Raw genomic sequence first — 18,077 nt, forward strand, 5'->3', positions numbered from 1 at the left:
GTTCAGTCCTTTTCCGATCGGGTCTCGACACGCGGTTCCTGAGCCTGCCGAAGGGCGACCACCGATGTCTCGACGGGCGCGGCCGCCGTTTCTGGCTGCTCAACTGCTCCGGGCACCGCCGCCAGTGCGCGGTCGACCTCGGCCTGCAGGCCGGCGTCGTCCCCGCGGGCGAGGCCCGCGACCTCGACCACGGTAGCCCCATCCTGGGCGACGTAAGCCCGCGCCCAGACACGACGCCGGGGCGTGAACAGCGAGACGGTGAGCCCACCGAGGGCGAGCAGCGAGAACACGAGGACAAAGGCGAGCGAGGGGTCGTGCCGCAGGTCGAGCGCCACGTAGCGCGGCAGGTCCTCGCCGAGCGTCAGGGTGCCGAGCCCGTCCGGCAGCTCCACGGTCTCGCCAGGCCGCGCCAGCACCTTGATCCGGTCGCCGTTCTCGTCGAGAGCGGGGGTGAGCGATGCCGTGTCGAGCTCGTACACGTTCTGCGGGGAGCCGTCGTCGAGCCCCAGGTCGCCCGTGTACACCTCGAGCACGAGCAGCGGGTCGACGGGCTGCGGGAACGCCGAGCGAGCCGACCCGTCCTCGTTGACCTCCGCCGTCGGGAGGAAGTACCCCACGAACCCGATCTGGTCGAGGCCGGGAGACACGTCCGGCACCTTCACCACGCCGCGGGAGGTGTACATCGTGTCCTCGGGGATGAACGTCACGCGCCCGGAGAAGGCGACCTCGCCCTCGGCGTCGTGCACGGTGATCTCGGGCGCGAAGCCGTTGCCCTGCAGGTAGATCTTGGCGCCGTCCACCACGAGCGGGTGGTTGACCTTGATGGTCTCGGACCGCTGCTCGCCGGACGGCTCCGTCACCGTCACGTGCGCCGTGAAGTCGCGCGCCTGCGCGAACGCCACGGTGTCGCTCGCGAACTCCGACTCGAACCTGTCGAGCGTCATCGAGAACGGCACCAGCGACTCGGGCCGGAACCACGAGCCCTTCTCGAAGGTGTCGTAGTCCACCACCGCGTTCGCGAAGCCGCGGCCCTCGGTGACGATGGCCTGGCCGCGGTAGTGCAGCATCTGGCCCGTCGCGACGGACACGAGCAGGCCTACCAGGGCCAGGTGGAACACGAGGTTCCCGGTCTCGCGCAGGTAGCCGCGCTCGGCACTCACCGTGGCCGACGCCCGTCCCGATGGTCGCTCCGCGCCTGCGCTCGCAAGCTCGCTCCGACCCGACGCTCCGCGGGCCCCCGGGCTGGGCTCCTCGCCCCGGTCCACGCGGAAGGTGGGCAGCCAGGAGATCCTGCCGCGCAGGCGAGCGGCGATCGCGTCGGCCGCCTCCTCCGGCGACGCGCCGGTGGTCGCCGAGGCCTTGGCCGGGAACCGGTTGAACCGGGACGGCACGCGGGGCGGCCGGCCGCGCAGCGCCCGGTAGTGCGCCGCCGACCGCGGCAGGATGCAGCCCACCAGCGACACGAACAGCAGGATGTAGATCGCGGAGAACCAGACGGACGAGTAGACGTCGAAGAATCCGGCCTTGTCGAGCCACTCGCCCGCGGTCGGGTGGTCGGCGAGATACTCGATCACCCCTGCCGCGTCCTGGTTGCGCTGCGGCAGCACCGACCCGGGCACGGCCGCGACGGCGAGCAGCATCAGCAGCATCAGCGCCACGCGCATCGACGTCAGCTGGCGCCACATCCAGCGCAGCATCCCGACCAGTCCCAGCGCGGGCGCGTTGGGCCGGCCCGGCTTCTGCTGCTCGCCCGACGACAACGAGCCCTGGGTGAACTCGTCGGCGATGCCGTCGGGGACGTAGGTGCCCTCCCTGGCCATCAGATCACCGTCTCGAATCCGCCGATCCACAGCTGCATGGCGCCGGTGATCCGCGTCCAGAGCCCCGTGACCAGCAGCAGCCCGACCAGCACGAGCAGCCCGCCGCCGATCCGCAGCGCCGCGAGGCGGTGCCGGCGCAGGAAGTCGAGCATGCGCTCCGAGCTCTGCAGCCCGAGCGCCACGAGCAGGAACGGCACGCCCAGGCCGATGCAGTACGCCACGCCGAGCAGTGCCCCGCGGCCTGCGGACGCCTCGTCGATCGCGAGCGCCTGCACGGCGCCGAGGGTCGGGCCGATGCAGGGCGTCCAGCCCAGCCCGAACACGACGCCGAGCAGCGGCGCACCCCACAGGCCCGCGCGCGGTGTCATGTGGAACCGCGCCTCGCGCTGCAGGAACGGGACGGCGCCGAGGAAACCGAGGCCGAGCAGGATCACGACGGCGCCGAGCACGCGGGTGATGACGTCCTCCCAGCGCACCAGGTACGTCCCCAGGCCGCCGAACGCGGCTCCGAACGAGACGAACACGACGGTGAAGCCGAGCACGAAGAGCGCCACGCCTCCGACGACGCGGGCGCGGCCGGGCTTCACGCGCGTAGTCACGAGGCCGGCTGTGGTGCCGCCGGAGGAGGTGCCGCCGGAAGACGTGCCGCCCGAAGACACGGCGGCCATGCTGCTCACGTACCCGACGTACCCGGGCACGAGCGGCAGCACGCAGGGCGAGGCGAACGACACGAGTCCCGCGAGCACGGCCACCGGCACCGCCAGCAGCAGGGACCCGCTGAACGCCGTGCTCGCGAGGCCGTCGCCGACGGCGGTCGCGACGGCGCCGAGAGGGCTGCCGGGAAGCATCAGGCGGCCTCCGCCTGGACCTCGTCGATCAGCGCTTCGAGCGTGGAGCGCTCCACCTGCCCGATGACGCGCGCCGCCACGTTGCCCTCCTGGTCCAGCACGACGGTGGACGGCACGGCCTGCAGCGGCACGACGCCGGACAGGCCGGCGATCACGGAGCCGCTGCGGTCCTCGATGCTCGGGTAGGGCACCTCGAACGTGCGCTGGAACGCCTGGGCGGCGCCGGCGTCGTCCTCGGTGTTGATGCCGAGGAACCGCACGCCGTCCTTCGAGGAGGCGAGGTCCACGAGGTCGGGCGCCTCGGCGCGGCAGGGCGCGCACGAGGCGTACCAGGTGTTCACGACCACCACGTCACCCGCCCAGTCGGCGCTGTCGACTTCCTTGCCCTCGAAGTCGGTGCCCACGATCGACACGGGGCCCTTGCGCTCTCCGGCGTCGTACGTCTGCACGGAACCGTCGCCGGAGACGTATCCCTGCCCGACGACGTCGCCGGCGCCGGACTCCTCCGGCGCGCACGCCGCGAGCGCCGCCACCAGGCCCACCACTATGCCGACGGCCACTACCCACTGCACGACCCTGAAGGTCTTTCCTCGCATCACGCGCCGGCAACCTTGCTCGCGCCGTCGTAGAGCTCTGCGGCGGGCTCCGTGTAGTGCAGACCGACGAACCGGTCGTCCTCGAAGTGCAGGGACGTCAGGGACGCGAGGTTGCACTGCCGGTTGCGCGGGTCGTGCCAGAGCTGGCCGCCCTCGAACGACCTGCGGATGAGCCAGATCGGCAGCTGGTGGCTGATCAGCACGATCTCGTGGCCCTCGGCGGCCTTGCGCGCGTCCTCCACGGCGCTGCGCATGCGCTCGACCTGTTCCGTGTACGGCTCGCCCCACGACGGGCGGAACGGGTTCCACATGTACGGCCAGTTCTTGGGGTTCTTGAGCGACCCTCCGCCCCCACCGACGGTGAGGCCCTGGAACCGGTTGGCGGCCTCGATGATGCGGTCGTCCGTGGCGAGCTCCAGGCCGAAGCCCTGCGCCACAGGGGTGGCGGTCTCCTGGGCGCGCTGCAGCGGGGAGGCCACCACGCGGGTCACGTCCCGGCCGGTGCTCGTGAGGTGGTCGGCGACGATCTTCGCCATCGCCTGGCCGCGGTCGGACAGGCGGTAGCCGGGCAGTCGCCCGTACAGGACACCGTCGGGGTTGTACACCTCGCCGTGACGCAGCAGGTGAACCGTCGTGGAAACCATGGCGCCCAGTCTCGCACCCGACCCTGGGTGCCTGTGACCTCCAGCGGGTGTGCATTACGTCATCTCACGCCGATCTCATGGTTGTGGGCGCGATCTTTGCGCCTAAAGCGGGCACGTAGTCGCAACGATCGCGCCCACAACCAAGGGGGTTAGTCGCAGTGGGCCGTGAGCCCTTCCTCCGTGCCGCCCGACCTCTTCGAGGACTCGGCGACCTTGGCCATGATGCGGCCGAGCAGCGCGAACTCCTCCGGCTCGAGCGCTTCCACCATGATCCGTCGCACAGCCGAGACGTGGCCGGGGGCCGCTGTCTCGAGAGCCGCACGACCGGCGTCGGTCATGGTGCAGTTCACGCCGCGCCGGTCGCCCTCCGCCGCACGCCGCTCCACCAGCCCGCGTGCCTCCATGCGCGCGACCGTGTGCGTGAGTCGGCTGCGCGACAGCACCAGGCCGTCAGCGAGCGTCGACATCCGCAAGGTGAGCTCCGGCGCCTCCGAGAGCTGCACGAGCAGGCTGTACTCGCCGAGCGAGAGGTCGAGCGTCCGGTCGTGCACGGCGCCGAGCGCCTCCACGAACCGGGCGGTGCCCTCGAGATAGTGCCGCCAGAAGCCCTGCTGCTCCTCGGTCAGCCAGAGGTCCTGTTCCTCGATCGCCTGCGCTGTCACTTCGCCACCACCGCCTTCATCCACTGTGATCTGCGACATCTTGGACCACCCCTGGGAATACGTTACGGGCCCCGCTATGTTGGGAGCGATCGTGACTAGTTGATCACTCAACTACCTACCAAGCTGCCGCACCAACAAGGAGTCCTCCCTCATGGCTACCCCGCTCCCCGCTGGTCTCACAACCGGTGCCTACGACATCGACACCTCTCACACCACCGCCGCCTTCTCCGTCCGCCACGCGGGCATCGCCAAGGTGCGCGGCACCATCGCGGTGACCGCTGGAATCATCACGGTCGGCGAGGACCTGGAGTCGTCGAGCGTCACCGCCGAGCTGGACGCGACGTCGGTCAGCACGGGCGACGCCGGCCGTGACGGCCACCTGCAGAGCGCCGACTTCTGGCACGCCGAGGAGAAGCCGACCTGGTACTTCGCGTCCACCGGCATCCGGGCCGACGACGACGAGTACGTCATCTCGGGCGACCTCACCATCAACGGCATCACCAAGGGCGTCGAGCTGGAGACCGAGTTCACCGGCACCGCCAAGGACCCGTTCGGCAACAACCGCGCCGGCTTCGAGGCCACGCTGGAGATCAACCGCAAGGACTTTGGCCTGACCTGGAACGCCACGCTGGAGACCGGCGGATTCCTGGTGAGCGACAAGGTCAAGATCACCCTGGACATCAGCGCGATCGCCAAGGGCTGACCTCAAGTCAACCTCCCCACCCGCAGCGGGTGACACGGGAGGACCGAGAGAGCAGCAGAGCGCCTGAGTATCTGTGCGCCGCCGTAAAGCCGTAGCGGAGGGCCCCCTGGGGCCCGTGAGCGAGGCGGCGCACAGATACTCAGGCGCTCTGCTGCGTCCCGGGACGGCGTCAGTGGCTACGGGTGCACTATCAACCATGTCGCGACCGCCGGCCGCACCCCCGCGTTCCGGATCCGGTGCGGTACCGAGCACGGGTAGCTGATCGAGTCACCGGCCCCCAGCACCACCTCGTCGTCGGCCAGCTCGACGGTGAGCTCGCCCGCGACCACGTTGCCGATCTCATAGCCCTCGTGCTTGAAGAGCCCGGCGTCGCCCAGCGTGGCCGCGGCGCCCGGCGGGTAGATGGACTCGAAGAAGTCGAGGCCCCGCGTGGGGTTGGGCGAGAGCCGCCGGAACGTGACCCCGCCGTCGAGCGTCACCGGTGACGCCTCCCAGGCCCGCGTGACAGCGATCCCCGCGTGCTCCAGCTCCGCGGCGCCGCCGCGCGGCCCGGCCGCCGCGTCCGTCGGCTCGAAGACGTCGGACAACGACACCCCGAGCGCGTCGGTGATGGCGAGCAGGCGCACCACCGACGGGCGCATCACGTCCCGCTCGATCTGCGAAACAGCGCTCGCGGAGATGCCGAGCGTCGCGGCGAGGCTGCGCGCGGAGACACCTCGCGCTTCACGGAGAGCGCGCAGTCGGGCGCCCAGCGACGGTTCGGAAGACACTGCCGCATCGTACGAGCGAGCCGGGCCGACACGCGCCCCCGGACGCCGCGACACGCCCTGCGACACGCGACGTAACACGCGTGAAGTCATTACTGAACATGAGCCTTACCACCTCGTTACGCAGCAGAAACCGGCCGATGGCTGTTAACCCATAACTTCAGGTCAATCAAGGACCACCACCGGAAGGCACGGCTCATGACTGAGAACACGGAGGTGTCGGCCGCCGCGGCCGCCGCGCCGGAGAACCCGCCCAGCACCATCACCGCCGGCGAGAGCGACCTGGTGGAGGCAGCCGGGCACCCGGTGGGGTCCGGCAACGTCAAGGCGTCCTACGACCCCCGGCTCGCCAACGAGGACCTCGCGCCCCTGCGGGAGCAGAAGTGGTCGTCGTACAACATCTTCGCCTTCTGGATGTCCGACGTGCACAGCGTCGGCGGCTACGTGACGGCCGGCAGCCTCTTCGCGCTCGGCATCGCGAGCTGGCAGGTGCTGCTGGCCCTGCTGGTCGGCATCGTCATCGTGCAGGTGTTCACCAACCTGGTCGCCAAGCCCAGCCAGAGCACGGGCGTGCCGTACCCGGTGATCAACCGCGCCGTCTTCGGCGTCAAGGGCGCGAACATCCCCGCGATCATCCGCGGCCTCATCGCCGTCGCCTGGTACGGCGTGCAGACGTTCCTCGCCGCCGAGTCGCTGAACATCGTGTTCCTCAAGTTCATCCCCGCCAGCGCGGCGCTCATCGAGCCGAGCTTCCTGGGGCTGAGCGCCCTGGGCTGGATCTCGTACGCGATCCTCTGGTTCGCGCAGGCCGCGCTGTTCTGGAACGGCATGGAGACCATCCGGCGGTTCATCGACTGGGCCGGGCCGGCCGTCTACGTCGTGATGATCGCACTGGCGATCTACCTCGTCTCGGAGGCGGGCTGGTCCAACATCAGCCTGAGCCTCGCGGACGGCGAGCCGCTCACCGGGTGGGCGTCGGTGGGCGTGTTCTGCACCGCGGTCGCCATCGTCGTGTCCTACTTCTCCGGGCCCATGCTGAACTTCGGCGACTTCGCGCGGTACGGGCGCTCGTTCAAGGCGGTCAAGCGCGGAAACCTGCTGGGCCTGCCGGTCAACTTCCTGTTCTTCTCGCTCCTGACGGTGATCACGGCGTCGGCCACGGTCCCCGTGTTCGGCGAGCTCATCACCGACCCCATCCACACCGTCGAGCGCATCGACACGCCGTTCGCGATCCTGCTGGGCGGCCTCACCTTTGTCACCGCGACGGTGGGCATCAACATCGTCGCGAACTTCATCTCCCCCGCGTTCGACTTCTCCAACGTGGCCCCGCAGAAGATCAGCTGGCGCATGGGCGGCATGATCGCCGCCGTCGGCTCCGTGCTCCTGCTGCCCTGGAACTGGTACAACAACGCCGACGCGATCCACTACACGCTCGGCGTGCTCGGCGCCCTGATCGGCCCGCTGTTCGGCATCCTCATCGCCGGCTACTACTTCGCGGCCAAGCAGCGGGTGCACGTCGACGACATGTTCACCATGTCGCCCGAGGGCGCCTACTGGTACACGAACGGCTACAACCGCAACGGCGTGCTCGCGATCTTCCTGGCCGGCGTGCCCACCGTGCTCCTGGGCGTGCTGCCCAAGCTGATCGCCGACCTCGGGTACTTCGACATCTCCTGGATCGGCAACTACACCTGGTTCATCGGGTGCGGCCTCGGCTTTGTCGCCTTCTGGTGGCTGGAGCGGCTCAGCCCGCAGATCCCGTCCTTCGACGGTGTCACCGAGGGTGTGGCCGACGGCGCGGACACCACGGCCTGAGCAGTGCGGATACACCTCATCAACCCCAACACCTCCCGGGCGATGACCGACAAGATCGCGGTCACCGCCCGGGAGGTCGCGGGCCTCGACGTCTCCGTCGTCGCCATCTGCCCCGCGCCCGGCGCGGGCCCGGCCGCCGTCGAGAGCCACACCGACGAGGCGTGGGCCGCGCTCGTGGTGGCGCAGCAGGTCGCGGCTTCCGAGGCCGCCGGTGCGCCCGACGCCGCCCCCGCGGACGGCTACGTCGTCGCCTGCTTCGGCGACCCCGGCCTGGACGCGGCCCGGGAGCTGACCAACGGCCCAGTGGTCGGGATCGCCGAGGCCGCCATGCACGTCGCCGCCCTGTCGGGCCGCACGTTCGCGGTGGTCACCACGCTGTCGCGCACCCTCGGCCGCGCGCACGACCTGGTGCGGCGCTACGGCTTCGAGGACGCGTGCGTCGCCATGTACGCGGCGGACGTGCCGGTGCTCGAGCTGGAGGACGCCGGCTCGGCGGCCCGGGAGACGATCGCCAGGCTCTGCGAGCGCGCGGTCCGCGACGACGGCGCGGACACGGTGGTGCTCGGCTGCGCCGGCATGACCGACCTCTGCGCGGACCTCACCAAGCGCACCGGAGTGCCGGTGATAGACGGCGTGGCGGCCGCCGTCGGACTCGTGTCCGGGATGGTGCGGATGAGCGTCGGCACGAGCAAGCGCGACGAGTACGCGCCCCCACCCCGGCTACCGGCGGCCGGTCCGCAGGACTGACCTCAGAGCGAGGCAGCGCGCGTCGCCGCGTGGAACGCCAGGATCTGCAGCTCGCCGCCGACGTCGACCGACCGCACCACGACGTCGTCAGGCACCTGTAGCGCCACCGGCGCGAAGTTGAGGATCTCGCGGACACCGGCGCCGACGACGGCGTCAGCCACGTCCTGGGCCCCGTGGCCCGGCAGCGCGAGCACCACCATCGACACGCGCTCGCGCTGGATGACGTCGGCCACGGCGCGGACGTGCTCCACGGTCACGCCGGCCACGCGGGTCCCTACGACGTCGGGCGAGGCGTCGAGCAGCGCCACCACCTGGAACCCGCGCGTCGCGTACCCGGAGTAGTTCGCGAGGGCATGCCCGAGGTTGCCGATACCGACTATTGCGAGACGGTGCTCCGTCTCGAGCCCCAGGGCGACGGTGATGTACGAGGCGAGCGACTCGACGTCGTACCCGACGCCGCGCGTGCCGAACGAACCCAGGTACGAGAGGTCCTTGCGCAGCTGCGCCGAGCTCACGCCGGAGCGTTCGGCCAGCTCCGTCGACGAGGTGAGGCCCACCCCCTCGGCCGCGAGGTCGCGCAAGGCGCGCAGGTAGTAGGGCAGCCTCCCGACGGTTGCCGCCGGAACTGTCCCGTCACTGAGTTCGACCACGTGCTGCTCCCCTCCCCGCAACCACTGTGTTCCGGGCGTACGCACACACTGCCGGGACGATCATGCCAGCAGGCGGGCAAGGCGCGCACCGTCCACGCGCCAGAAACCTTGCTGGACCCCGTCCACCTCGACCACGGGGACGTATTCCCCGTACTTCTCCCGCAGTGCCGGCGCGCTGTCGATGTCGACCTCTCGCCACTGAGCCCCCGCACTCTCGCACACCTGCACGACGACTGCACGAGCGTCTTCGCAGAGGTGGCAGGCCTCGCGCGTGTACAGGACGACCCGGGCTTCGGCAGGAGTTGTCACGCCCCGAGGTTACGTCAGGGGCGGGGCACCGAACGGTCGGTGTCCGGCAGCCGTCCGTCTGCCCACCGCACGCGGCGTCCTGATCTCGTGGTCACACCCCAGTTCTACCGGCGGTCTCGCAGGGGTGCCCGTTGGCGTCTTGTGCGGCGTGGCACGCGGATAGAGTGACCTTCATGCCGTCGACGCACCCCTCGTCCGCCACCGCGGCGTTCTTCGACGTCGACAACACGATCATCCGCGGTGCGAGCGCCTTTCACCTGGCAAAGTCCGCCTACCAGCGCAAGTTCTTCGGCACGCGGGACATCCTCAGGTTCGCCGTGGTTCAGGCGCGGTACCTGCTGTGGGGTGAGAACAAGGAGCAGATCGACCTGGTCCGCAACCGTGCCCTGTCGCTCATCGCGGGCCGCAGCGTCGCGGAGGTCGCCACCCTCGGCGAAGACGTGTGGGACGCGGTCCTGTCCCTGCGGATCTACCCCGGCACGCGCCGCCTGCTCGACGAGCACATCGCGGCGGGCCACCAGGTATGGCTCATCACGGCCACGCCGGTGGAGATCGCGCAGCTCATCGCCCGCCGGCTGGGCGCGACGGGGGCGCTCGGTACGGTCGCCGAGCACAAGGACGGGTTCTACACGGGCCGGCTCATGGGCGACCTCATGCACGGGCAGGCCAAGGCGGAGGCGATAGTCGAGCTCGCGAACCTGAACGAGATCGAGCTCGAGGAGAGCTATGCGTACGGGGACTCGCTCAACGACCTGCCGATGATGCGGGTGGTGGGCCACCCCTGCCCCATCAACCCGGACCTGCGGCTGCGCAGGCACGCGCAGGAGGTTGGCTGGCCCATCCGCGAGTTCCGCGGCCGGTCGCAGCGCGCCGCCGGGCGCGGGGTGCGGACCGCCTCCTGGGCGGGCGCCGCGTGGGTGCTCGGCCTGGTGCTGCGGGCGGCGCGCCGTCGGCTGCAGGGACGGCGTTAGCCGAGCAGCAGCTTCTCGACGGATCGCCCCGACGTCGGCCGGCGGCGCGTTGGTCGAGCGGTAGACGCCCTCACGAAGAAGGCCCGGCCCACAAAGGGCCGGGCCTGCTTTTCACGCGCCCGACGGCGCGCGCGTCACTTCTTGTTGCGGCGCTGGTGACGCGTCTTGCGAAGCAGCTTGCGGTGCTTCTTCTTGGCCATACGCTTACGGCGCTTCTTGATGACGGAGCCCATAGGTCCTCGCAATGTTCGGTCGGTCGGCGGCAGCCCAACGACGGGGCCGCTCGGCGAAATGGTCCACGGTTGGTCCGGGACAGTGACGCCATAGTGACGATGGCCGACCAACACGAAAGGGAGTCCGCTCCCTAGGTTACCCGCTCAACGGCGCGCCCCGTAATCGACGGCGGTGTGAGGTGCGCCGTCCCCCGATGAGCGAAGGTCACGGCCGCGCTGCGAACCGTTCCAGCAGCTCGGCGTGGCCGGAGCAGATGAGCAGATCATTGGCGGAGATCCGGGTCTCCGGCGTCGCGTAGACGAACTCCACGCCGGGCGACTTCACGCCGATCACAGTGATGCCGTATCGCTTGCGGATGTTCGACTGCGCCAGGGTGAAGCCCTGCGCCTCCTTGGGCGGGCGCATCTTCACGATGGTGAAGCCGTCCTCGACCTCGATGTAGTCGAGCAGCTTTCCGCTCACCAGGTGGGCCACGCGCGAACCGGCGTCGGCCTCGGGGAAGACGACGTGGTGGGCGCCGATGCGGGTCAGGATCCGGCCGTGCTCGGCGGAGATCGCCTTGGCCCAGATCTGCGGCGTGCCGAGGTCCACCAGGTTGCCCGTGATCAGCACGGACGCCTCGAGCGACGAGCCCACGCCCACCACCGCGACCGCGAAGTCCTTCGCGCCGAGCTGCAACAGCGCCTCCGGGTTGGACGCGTCGGCCTCCACCAGTGGCAGGCGCCCGGACCACTGGGCCACCAGCACGGAGTCCTGCTCGACGGCGAGCACGTCCTGACCCAGCCGGTCCAGGGTCGCGGCGATCGACGACCCGAACCGGCCCAGGCCGATCACCAGCACACCCGCATCCCGATCGGGCTTCTTCTCCGGCACGGTATTCCTCTCTGGCCACTTGTCAGACGTCCTGGTCACCATAGTGACCTAGGCGTCCGACATGTCGGTCCGCTAACCGATGATCGGTCGTTCCTCGGGGAAGCGTACGATGCGCCGACGGTCCCGCAGCGCCAGCACTGCCACGACGGTCACCGCCCCGGTGCGCCCCACGAACATCAGGACGGCCAGGATGTACTTCCCGGCGTCCGGCAGGTCGGGCGTGATCCCCGTGGACAGGCCGACGGTCGCGAACGCCGAGAGCACCTCGAACAGCACGCGGGCCAGCGGCAGGTCCGTGACCTCCAGCAGTGCCACGCACGAGACCAGCACGATGGTCGCCCCGGTGAACACCACGGCGATGGACAGCCGCAGCACGTCCCGCGGGATGCGGCGGCCGAACGCCTCGATGTCCCGGTCACCGCGCGCCTCGGCGAAGATCGCGAGCAGCATGACGGCGAGGGTGGTCACCTTGATGCCGCCGGCGGTGGACGCCGACCCACCGCCCACGAACATCAGGGCGTCCTGGATCAGCCAGCTCGATTCGGTCATCGCCCCGACGTCGACGGTGCTGAACCCGCCCGATCGCGGCATGATCCCGGCGAAGATGGACGCCAGCAGCTTCTCCCCGAAGCTCAGGGGTCCGAACGTGGCGGGGTTGGACCACTCCAGGAGCAGGAGCAGCAGCGCGCCCACGCCGAGCAGCGCGCCGCTGGTCACGAGCGTGAGCTTGCTGTGCAGGGAGAGCCGCTTCGTCCAGCCGCGCCAGCGCTGGCCCATGCGGGGCAGCGCCCGCTGGATGTTGAGGATGACGGGGAACCCGAGCGCGCCGACGAACACACCAAGGGCGATCGGCAGGATGAGCGTCCAGTCCCCGACGTGCGGCATCAGGCCCTCGGTCGTGGGCACAAAACCCGCGTTGTTGAACGAGGAGATCCCGTAGAACAGCGAGTGCCAGGCCGCCGAACCTGCGTTGCCCTCGAGCACCAGGAACCGGGGAAAGAGGAGCAGTGCGATCGACAGCTCGAGCGTGGTCGCGGTGATGATAATGACCCGGACCAGCGAGCCGACGTCGCCCAGCCGGGTCGTCTTGGTCTCCGACGCGGTGAGCAGCTTCTGGGTCAGCCCGATCTTGCGCGACACGATCATGCCGAGAATGGACGCGACGGTCATGATCCCGAAGCCGCCCACCTTGACGCCCGCGAGGATGACTATCTGCCCGTACAGGGACCAGTAGGTGGCGGTGTCCTGGACCACGAGCCCCGTGACACAGACCGCCGAGACCGCGGTGAACACCGCGTCGACGAAGCTCGCGCCCTCGCCGTCGGCGGTCGCGAAGGGCGCCAGCAGGAGCACCACGAACACCGCGACCACGCACGCGAAGACCGTGACGGCCAGGCGGGCCGGGGCCCGGAAGGCCAGCTCGTCGACCAGCTCCCGAAGCCCGAACAGCCGGTGCCGCAACATCGGCGCCATCCGACCCGCTCCCTCCCCCGCAACTCGACGATCGACGCCCTACTCTGCCACGTCGCGAGGTGCGCGCTGAGCAGAAACCCTGTGGCACGCGCCCGTCCGATACCGTGGGCGGGTGCACCTCGCCCGGCTGGTCTGGAGTCCGCGACTCCTCGAGTACGACTTCGGACCCGGGCATCCCATGTCGCCCACCCGCCTCGACCTCACGATGCGGCTCGTCGACGCGCTCGGCCTGCTCGACCAGCCCACGCTCGAGGTGGCGGACGCCGAGCCGGCGACCGACGCCGTCATCGAGACCGTGCACGACGCCGAGTACGTCGCCGCCGTCCGGCGAGCCGGGACCACGCTGGAACCCGACCTGCGGCGCGGCCTGGGCACGGACGACGACCCGCTGTTCGTCGGGATGCACGAGGCCGCGGCCCGCCAGCTAGGCGGGTCCGTGGCACTGGCCGAGGCCCTGTGGACCGGCGAGATCGCCCACGGCGTGAACGTCGCCGGCGGCATGCACCACGCGATGCCGGGCGCGGCGTCGGGATTCTGCGTCTACAACGACGCCGCCGCGGCCATCCGGCGCCTGCTGGACCTGGGCGCGGAGCGGGTGGTCTACCTGGACTTCGACGCCCACCACGGCGACGGTGTCGAGGCGATCTTCTGGGACGACCCGCGAGTCCTCACCATCTCGATCCACGAGGACGGCCGCACCCTTTTCCCCGGCACGGGCGCCTCGTCCGACGTCGGCCGGCCGGGCCCCGCCGAGGGGAGCGCCGTCAACATCCCCGTCCCGGCGCGCACCTCGGGCGCTGCCTGGCTGCGGGCCATCGACGCCGTCGTGCCCGCGCTGATCCGGGAGCACCGCCCCCAGGTGATCGTCTCCCAGCACGGCTGCGACGCCCACGGGCGCGACCCGCTCTCGAACCTGAATGTGTCGGTGGATGCGCAGCTCACCGCACAGCAATGGATGCACGCCCTCGCGCACGAACACGCCGACGGCCGCTGGCTCGCCCTGGGCGGTGGCGGCTACGCCGTGTCCGACGTCGTCCCGCTCGCCTGGGCGGCTCTCGTCGCCGAGGCCGCGCACGTGCCCCTGGGACGGGGGGCCGAGCTGCCGGCCGCGTGGCGGGCCGCCGTGGAGGCCATGGACCTCGCGGCCGCGCACACGCTGGGCTCGGCCGAGGTGCCGTTCCGCAGCTGGCGCGACGGCTTCGACCCGGCCGACCCGGTGGACCGCGCCGTCCAGGCGACCCGCCGCGCTGTCTTCCCCCTCTGGGGCCTGGACCCGCTGCTCGACTAGGTCCGAAGCGTTCGCGCGCCGTTCAGCCGCGCGCCACCGGGCTTCCATCCCGGTCCGCGAGCCTCCTGCTCATGCGACGACGCTATGCCGCCCTGCCGGCTGCTCTTCTGCTCCTGTCCCTGCTCGCACCGCCTTCGGCGGTCGCGGGAGACCGCGGCGCGCTCCGCCCGAAGGCCACCACGACCGCAACCGTCACCACCTCGGTGGAGACCCCCGTGCTGTACGACGACGAGGCCGGCGGCAACGCGTCGGGCGACGACCCCGCGATCTGGGTCCACCCGGACGACTCGGACCGGTCGCTCGTGCTGGCGACGGCCAAGGAAGGCGGCCTGCGCGTCTACGGCATGGGCGCGACCGAGCTGCAGTCGGTCGCGGCCACGCCGGCCCCGCGCGCGGACGGCGTGCCGGGCCGGTACAACAACGTGGACATCGCCTACGGCCTGGACGTGGACGGCACGGCCACGGACGTCGCCGTCGTCTCGGACCGGTACAACGACCAGATCCGCTTCTTCGCCATCGACCCCGCGGGGGCCGACGCCGCCACGCCGCTCACCGAGGTCACCGCGCCCGAGCTGGGATTCCTGTTCAGCCCGGACCGCGAGACGGTAGCGGACGACGAGACGGCGTACGGCCTCGCCGTCTACCAGCCGGCTGACGGCGAGACCTACGCCGTGGTGACGCAGGAGGGCAACACCACCATCGCCACGGCGCGCATCACCACCGGCCCGGACGGCGTCGGTTACACCGACGTCGAGCACCTGGCGATCCCCGGCGAGTTCCGCCTGCCCGACGGCACCACCTGGGTGCCGTGCGCGGAGCCGGGCGTCGGCCCGCAGCTTGAGGGCGTGGCCGTCGACCGCCGCACCGGCACGCTGTACGCGGCGCAGGAGGACGTCGGCCTGTGGCGGGTGCCGCTGCCGCTGGGCTCGGGCAAGCCGCGCCTGGTCGACCGGGTCAAGGACTTCGGCGTGCACGACGCCTACGACCCGGAGACGGAGGAGTGCGCTCCGGTGGACCCGGAGGCGCCGTCGTACGGGGGCACCAACCTGACCGCCGACGCCGAGGGTGTCGACATCTGGTACGGCCCGGGCCGCAAGGGCTACGTCATCGTGTCCAGCCAGGGCGACGACACCTACGGCGTCTACGCCCTGGGCGACGCCAACCCCTCGCTCGGCACGTTCCGGGTCGCGGGCGACGGCGTGGACGACGTCAACGGCTCGGACGGCCTGGCGGTCTCCAACGCGCCCGTCGGCCCGTACGAGTCCGGGCTGCTGGTCACGCACGATGAGCCGGAGACCGGCCCCGACGCCGACCCCGAGCGCGACGCCACCGGCTTCTCGTACGTGCACTGGGGCGACGTCGCCGAGGCCCTCCACCTCCGCTGACGCCACAGCCCCCTTTGCTGTGGGCGCGATCGTTGCGCCTAGAGCGGGCACGTAGTCGCAACGGTCACGCCCACAGCAAAGGGGTGGCGGTGGTCAGGGGGTTCGACGGCGGAGCGTGAGTATCCCGAGGACCACCGCACCCACGATGAACAGGGCGATCACCCCGACCGCGCCGCGGATGTCAGCCCACTCGTCACCCGCCGCGAGCGACGTCATGGCCTCGATGGCGTAGGTGAGCGGGAACGCGCGGGACAGCCACTCCAGCACCTCCGGCATCTGGTCGCGGGGCATGAGGAGACCGCAGGTGATGAGCTGCGGAAAGATGATCGCGGGCATCATCTGGACCGCCTGGAACTCGCTGCGGGCGAGCGCCGACGCGGCCAGGCCGAGGGTGCAGCCGAGGACCGCGTCGAGCAGTGCCACCACGACGACGAGCCAGAGCGAGCCGGCCACGTCCATGCCGACGAGGAGCGCGAACCCGACCACCACGAACGCCTGGAGGAGAGCGAGCGTCGCGAAGGCGAGGCCGTAGCCCGCCACGAAGTCGCCCTTGCGGATGGGCGTGGTCATGAGCCGCTCCAGGGTGCCCGACTGCCGTTCGCGCAGCGTCGCCACACTCGTGACCAGGAACATCACGGTGAGCGGGAACAGACCGACGAGCATGGGGCCGAACTGGTCGAGCACCTCGGGCCGGTCGTTGAACATCCAGGCGATGAGGCCGATCAGCAAGCACGGCAAACCCACGATGAGGGCGACCGTGCGGTGGTCGCCGCGCAGCTGGGACAGCACGCGGCTGGCGGTTGCGAGGGTCAGGTTCATCGCGCGGTCTCCTCCGTGGGCTGGGTCTCGGCGTCGGCCGTGACTGCTTCGGCCCCTGCTGCGGCCCTGGCCGCGGCCGCGTCGATCAGAGCGAGGAACGCGCGTTCGGCATCGGGCGCCCCGGTAGTGGCCAGCAGCTGGTCGGGCGTGGTGTCCGCGACGAGCCCGCCGGCCCGCATGAGGAGCAGGCGGTCGCACTGCATCGCCTCGTCCATCACGTGGCTGGAGACCAGGAGCGTGCGGCCCTCGGCCGCGAGCCGCCGGAACACCGCCCACAGGTCGCGGCGCAGCACCGGGTCGAGGCCGACCGTCGGCTCGTCCAGGACGAGCAGCTCGGGGCCGCCCACCAGGGCAGCGGCGAGGGAGACCCGGGACCGCTCGCCGCCCGACAGCGTGACGACCTGCTGCTTCTCGTGCCCGCCGAGGTCGACGGTAGCCACGGCTGCCGCGACCGCCTTGGCCGGCGACGGGACACCCGCCAGGGCCGCGAAGTACCTGAGGTTCTGCACCACGGTGAGGTCGTTGTAGACGCTGGCGTCCTGCGTCATGTAGCCGACCCTGCGGCGCAGGGCGGGGCTGCCGGCCGCGGCGTCGAGCACGTCAACCGTGCCGGTCACCTTGTCCTGCACGCCCACGATGGCGCGCATGAGCGTCGTCTTGCCGGAGCCGGACGGCCCCATCAGCCCGACGACGGAGCCTGCGGGCACGTCGAGCTCCAGCCCGTCGATGATCGGCCTGCCGCCGCGGACGACGCGCAGGCCGCGGATGACCACCGCACTTTTCCTCATGTGAGGAATTGTGCTCCCGCGAGCCGCTACCGCGCAAGATCTCCCGTGAGATAGCGCTGCACCGTGGGGCCGGCGAGTGCCGCTACGTCGGCCGGGGACAGCGAGGCCAGCGGCTCCACCGGGACCAAGAACCGGGTCATCATGAGCCCTGCCATCTGGGACGCAACGAGCGCGGTGCGCAGCGGTGCGTCGGACACGTCGAGCGCGCGCACCAGGGGGCCCAGGATCGCCGCGCCGATGAACTGGGGCAGGAGCCGACGCAGCTCGGCGTCGGCCATGACGGCCGGCACGACCATGCGGACCGTCTCGCCGCGATCGTGGTCCCAGACGCTGAGCACCGCCTCGACGAGGCGCTCCCCCAGGCTGTCCAGCGGACCACTCGCGACCTGCTGCACTATCTTGTCCGGCTCGATCTCGACGACGCCGAGCGTCGCCGTCAGCAGCCGCGCCTTGTCGGGGAACCAGTGCCGCACCGATCCCGGGTCCACCCCCGCGCGGCGGGCGACCGACCGCACGGACGTCGCCTCGTACCCGCGCTCGACGAACTCCTCGCGGGCGGCGGCGAGGATGTCGGCGCGGGTGTCCTGCCCGGCGGGACGCCTGCCGCGGCGCGGCGTGGGAACGGGTTCAGCCATCCCGCCATTCTCGCCTACCCCCAAAAGCGCCGAACCCGTTGATCGAGCTT

20 protein-coding genes are annotated in these 18,077 nt (G+C 70.8%); 6 read left to right on the forward strand and 14 right to left on the reverse strand.

The window, feature by feature from the left end:
* Positions 1-2 precede the first annotated feature (2 nt).
* The 5 genes from resB to IE250_RS06035 form a co-directional block, all read right to left on the reverse strand.
* Positions 3-1,820 (reverse strand): cytochrome c biogenesis protein ResB, encoded by a 1,818-nt coding sequence (gene resB, locus IE250_RS06015; RefSeq protein WP_189668410.1) that lies wholly within the window; start codon positions 1,818-1,820, stop codon positions 3-5.
* Complete coding sequence (locus IE250_RS06020) at positions 1,820-2,668, reverse strand: cytochrome c biogenesis CcdA family protein (RefSeq protein ID WP_189668411.1); 849 nt, start codon at positions 2,666-2,668, stop codon at positions 1,820-1,822. Before IE250_RS06020 ends, resB begins: the two co-directional genes overlap by 1 nt.
* On the reverse strand, positions 2,668-3,264 hold the full coding sequence (locus tag IE250_RS06025; RefSeq protein WP_189669103.1) for a TlpA family protein disulfide reductase: 597 nt from the start codon (positions 3,262-3,264) through the stop codon (positions 2,668-2,670). The genes IE250_RS06020 and IE250_RS06025 overlap by 1 nt, the downstream gene beginning before the upstream one ends.
* On the reverse strand, positions 3,264-3,908 hold the full coding sequence (locus IE250_RS06030; protein WP_189668412.1) for a histidine phosphatase family protein: 645 nt from the start codon (positions 3,906-3,908) through the stop codon (positions 3,264-3,266). Before IE250_RS06030 ends, IE250_RS06025 begins: the two co-directional genes overlap by 1 nt.
* Positions 3,909-4,057: 149 nt before the next feature.
* Positions 4,058-4,570 (reverse strand): MarR family winged helix-turn-helix transcriptional regulator, encoded by a 513-nt coding sequence (locus IE250_RS06035; RefSeq protein ID WP_229872194.1) that lies wholly within the window; start codon positions 4,568-4,570, stop codon positions 4,058-4,060.
* 151 nt (positions 4,571-4,721) lie between these two features.
* On the opposite strand from IE250_RS06035, the gene IE250_RS06040 reads away from it, so the two are divergent.
* Complete coding sequence (locus IE250_RS06040) at positions 4,722-5,273, forward strand: YceI family protein (protein ID WP_189668414.1); 552 nt, start codon at positions 4,722-4,724, stop codon at positions 5,271-5,273.
* 176 nt (positions 5,274-5,449) lie between these two features.
* On the opposite strand, the gene IE250_RS06045 is transcribed toward IE250_RS06040, so the two are convergent.
* Positions 5,450-6,043 carry a helix-turn-helix domain-containing protein gene (locus tag IE250_RS06045; RefSeq protein WP_229872195.1) on the reverse strand — a complete coding sequence of 198 codons (594 nt, stop codon included), beginning with the start codon at positions 6,041-6,043 and terminating at the stop codon, positions 5,450-5,452.
* Positions 6,044-6,238: 195 nt separating this feature from the next.
* On the opposite strand from IE250_RS06045, the gene IE250_RS06050 reads away from it, so the two are divergent.
* Both IE250_RS06050 and IE250_RS06055 read left to right on the forward strand, forming a co-directional pair.
* Positions 6,239-7,855 carry an NCS1 family nucleobase:cation symporter-1 gene (locus IE250_RS06050; protein ID WP_189668416.1) on the forward strand — a complete coding sequence of 539 codons (1,617 nt, stop codon included), beginning with the start codon at positions 6,239-6,241 and terminating at the stop codon, positions 7,853-7,855.
* Between the two features lie 3 nt (positions 7,856-7,858).
* Positions 7,859-8,602 (forward strand): aspartate/glutamate racemase family protein, encoded by a 744-nt coding sequence (locus IE250_RS06055; RefSeq protein ID WP_189668417.1) that lies wholly within the window; start codon positions 7,859-7,861, stop codon positions 8,600-8,602.
* A gap of 2 nt (positions 8,603-8,604) precedes the next feature.
* Here IE250_RS06055 and IE250_RS06060 read toward each other — a convergent pair whose 3' ends face one another.
* Both IE250_RS06060 and IE250_RS06065 read right to left on the reverse strand, forming a co-directional pair.
* Positions 8,605-9,252: a redox-sensing transcriptional repressor Rex gene (locus IE250_RS06060; RefSeq protein WP_189668418.1), complete on the reverse strand. Its 648-nt coding sequence runs from the start codon at positions 9,250-9,252 to the stop codon at positions 8,605-8,607.
* Positions 9,253-9,312: 60 nt separating this feature from the next.
* Positions 9,313-9,561: a glutaredoxin family protein gene (locus IE250_RS06065; RefSeq protein WP_189668419.1), complete on the reverse strand. Its 249-nt coding sequence runs from the start codon at positions 9,559-9,561 to the stop codon at positions 9,313-9,315.
* A 173-nt stretch (positions 9,562-9,734) separates the two neighbouring features.
* Here IE250_RS06065 and IE250_RS06070 point away from each other — a divergent pair, with 173 nt between their 5' ends.
* Complete coding sequence (locus IE250_RS06070) at positions 9,735-10,532, forward strand: HAD family hydrolase (RefSeq protein ID WP_189668420.1); 798 nt, start codon at positions 9,735-9,737, stop codon at positions 10,530-10,532.
* Between the two features lie 134 nt (positions 10,533-10,666).
* Here IE250_RS06070 and IE250_RS06075 read toward each other — a convergent pair whose 3' ends face one another.
* From IE250_RS06075 to IE250_RS06085, 3 genes are all read right to left on the reverse strand, one after another.
* Positions 10,667-10,765: a 30S ribosomal protein bS22 gene (locus tag IE250_RS06075; RefSeq protein WP_003792170.1), complete on the reverse strand. Its 99-nt coding sequence runs from the start codon at positions 10,763-10,765 to the stop codon at positions 10,667-10,669.
* 205 nt (positions 10,766-10,970) lie between these two features.
* Positions 10,971-11,639 carry a potassium channel family protein gene (locus IE250_RS06080; RefSeq protein WP_189668421.1) on the reverse strand — a complete coding sequence of 223 codons (669 nt, stop codon included), beginning with the start codon at positions 11,637-11,639 and terminating at the stop codon, positions 10,971-10,973.
* 72 nt (positions 11,640-11,711) lie between these two features.
* Entirely contained in the window at positions 11,712-13,112 is a 1,401-nt protein-coding gene (locus tag IE250_RS06085) for a TrkH family potassium uptake protein (protein WP_189668422.1), read from the reverse strand.
* A 112-nt stretch (positions 13,113-13,224) separates the two neighbouring features.
* Here IE250_RS06085 and IE250_RS06090 point away from each other — a divergent pair, with 112 nt between their 5' ends.
* Both IE250_RS06090 and IE250_RS06095 read left to right on the forward strand, forming a co-directional pair.
* Positions 13,225-14,400: an acetoin utilization protein AcuC gene (locus IE250_RS06090; RefSeq protein ID WP_189668423.1), complete on the forward strand. Its 1,176-nt coding sequence runs from the start codon at positions 13,225-13,227 to the stop codon at positions 14,398-14,400.
* A gap of 71 nt (positions 14,401-14,471) precedes the next feature.
* Complete coding sequence (locus IE250_RS06095; RefSeq protein WP_189668424.1) at positions 14,472-15,785, forward strand: phytase; 1,314 nt, start codon at positions 14,472-14,474, stop codon at positions 15,783-15,785.
* A 93-nt stretch (positions 15,786-15,878) separates the two neighbouring features.
* On the opposite strand, the gene IE250_RS06100 is transcribed toward IE250_RS06095, so the two are convergent.
* The 3 genes from IE250_RS06100 to IE250_RS06110 are packed head-to-tail and all read right to left on the reverse strand — an operon-like array spanning position 15,879 to position 18,027.
* Complete coding sequence (locus IE250_RS06100) at positions 15,879-16,604, reverse strand: ABC transporter permease (RefSeq protein ID WP_189668425.1); 726 nt, start codon at positions 16,602-16,604, stop codon at positions 15,879-15,881.
* Positions 16,601-17,392: an ABC transporter ATP-binding protein gene (locus IE250_RS06105; RefSeq protein WP_189668426.1), complete on the reverse strand. Its 792-nt coding sequence runs from the start codon at positions 17,390-17,392 to the stop codon at positions 16,601-16,603. The genes IE250_RS06100 and IE250_RS06105 overlap by 4 nt, the downstream gene beginning before the upstream one ends.
* 26 nt (positions 17,393-17,418) lie before the next feature.
* Positions 17,419-18,027, reverse strand: a complete 609-nt coding sequence (locus tag IE250_RS06110; RefSeq protein WP_189668427.1) for a TetR/AcrR family transcriptional regulator — start codon at positions 18,025-18,027, stop codon at positions 17,419-17,421.
* Positions 18,028-18,077 lie beyond the last annotated feature (50 nt).

Origin of the sequence: Promicromonospora soli (assembly GCF_014653785.1) — a bacterium.
In the GTDB taxonomy this organism is placed as follows: domain Bacteria; phylum Actinomycetota; class Actinomycetes; order Actinomycetales; family Cellulomonadaceae; genus Promicromonospora; species Promicromonospora soli.

Excerpts from the sequence above, each read along its gene's own strand:
- IE250_RS06020 (WP_189668411.1), bottom strand. The coding sequence starts at position 2,668 with ATGCTTCCCGGCAGCCCTCTCGGCGCCGTCGCGACCGCCGTCGGCGAC.
- IE250_RS06050 (WP_189668416.1), top strand. The coding sequence starts at position 6,239 with ATGACTGAGAACACGGAGGTGTCGGCCGCCGCGGCCGCCGCGCCGGAG.
- resB (WP_189668410.1), bottom strand. The coding sequence starts at position 1,820 with ATGGCCAGGGAGGGCACCTACGTCCCCGACGGCATCGCCGACGAGTTC.
- IE250_RS06100 (WP_189668425.1), bottom strand. The coding sequence starts at position 16,604 with ATGAACCTGACCCTCGCAACCGCCAGCCGCGTGCTGTCCCAGCTGCGC.
- IE250_RS06095 (WP_189668424.1), top strand. The coding sequence starts at position 14,472 with ATGCGACGACGCTATGCCGCCCTGCCGGCTGCTCTTCTGCTCCTGTCC.
- IE250_RS06110 (WP_189668427.1), bottom strand. The coding sequence starts at position 18,027 with ATGGCTGAACCCGTTCCCACGCCGCGCCGCGGCAGGCGTCCCGCCGGG.
- IE250_RS06040 (WP_189668414.1), top strand. The coding sequence starts at position 4,722 with ATGGCTACCCCGCTCCCCGCTGGTCTCACAACCGGTGCCTACGACATC.
- IE250_RS06105 (WP_189668426.1), bottom strand. The coding sequence starts at position 17,392 with ATGAGGAAAAGTGCGGTGGTCATCCGCGGCCTGCGCGTCGTCCGCGGC.
- IE250_RS06025 (WP_189669103.1), bottom strand. The coding sequence starts at position 3,264 with ATGCGAGGAAAGACCTTCAGGGTCGTGCAGTGGGTAGTGGCCGTCGGC.
- IE250_RS06070 (WP_189668420.1), top strand. The coding sequence starts at position 9,735 with ATGCCGTCGACGCACCCCTCGTCCGCCACCGCGGCGTTCTTCGACGTC.
- IE250_RS06075 (WP_003792170.1), bottom strand. The coding sequence starts at position 10,765 with ATGGGCTCCGTCATCAAGAAGCGCCGTAAGCGTATGGCCAAGAAGAAG.
- IE250_RS06085 (WP_189668422.1), bottom strand. The coding sequence starts at position 13,112 with ATGGCGCCGATGTTGCGGCACCGGCTGTTCGGGCTTCGGGAGCTGGTC.
- IE250_RS06030 (WP_189668412.1), bottom strand. The coding sequence starts at position 3,908 with ATGGTTTCCACGACGGTTCACCTGCTGCGTCACGGCGAGGTGTACAAC.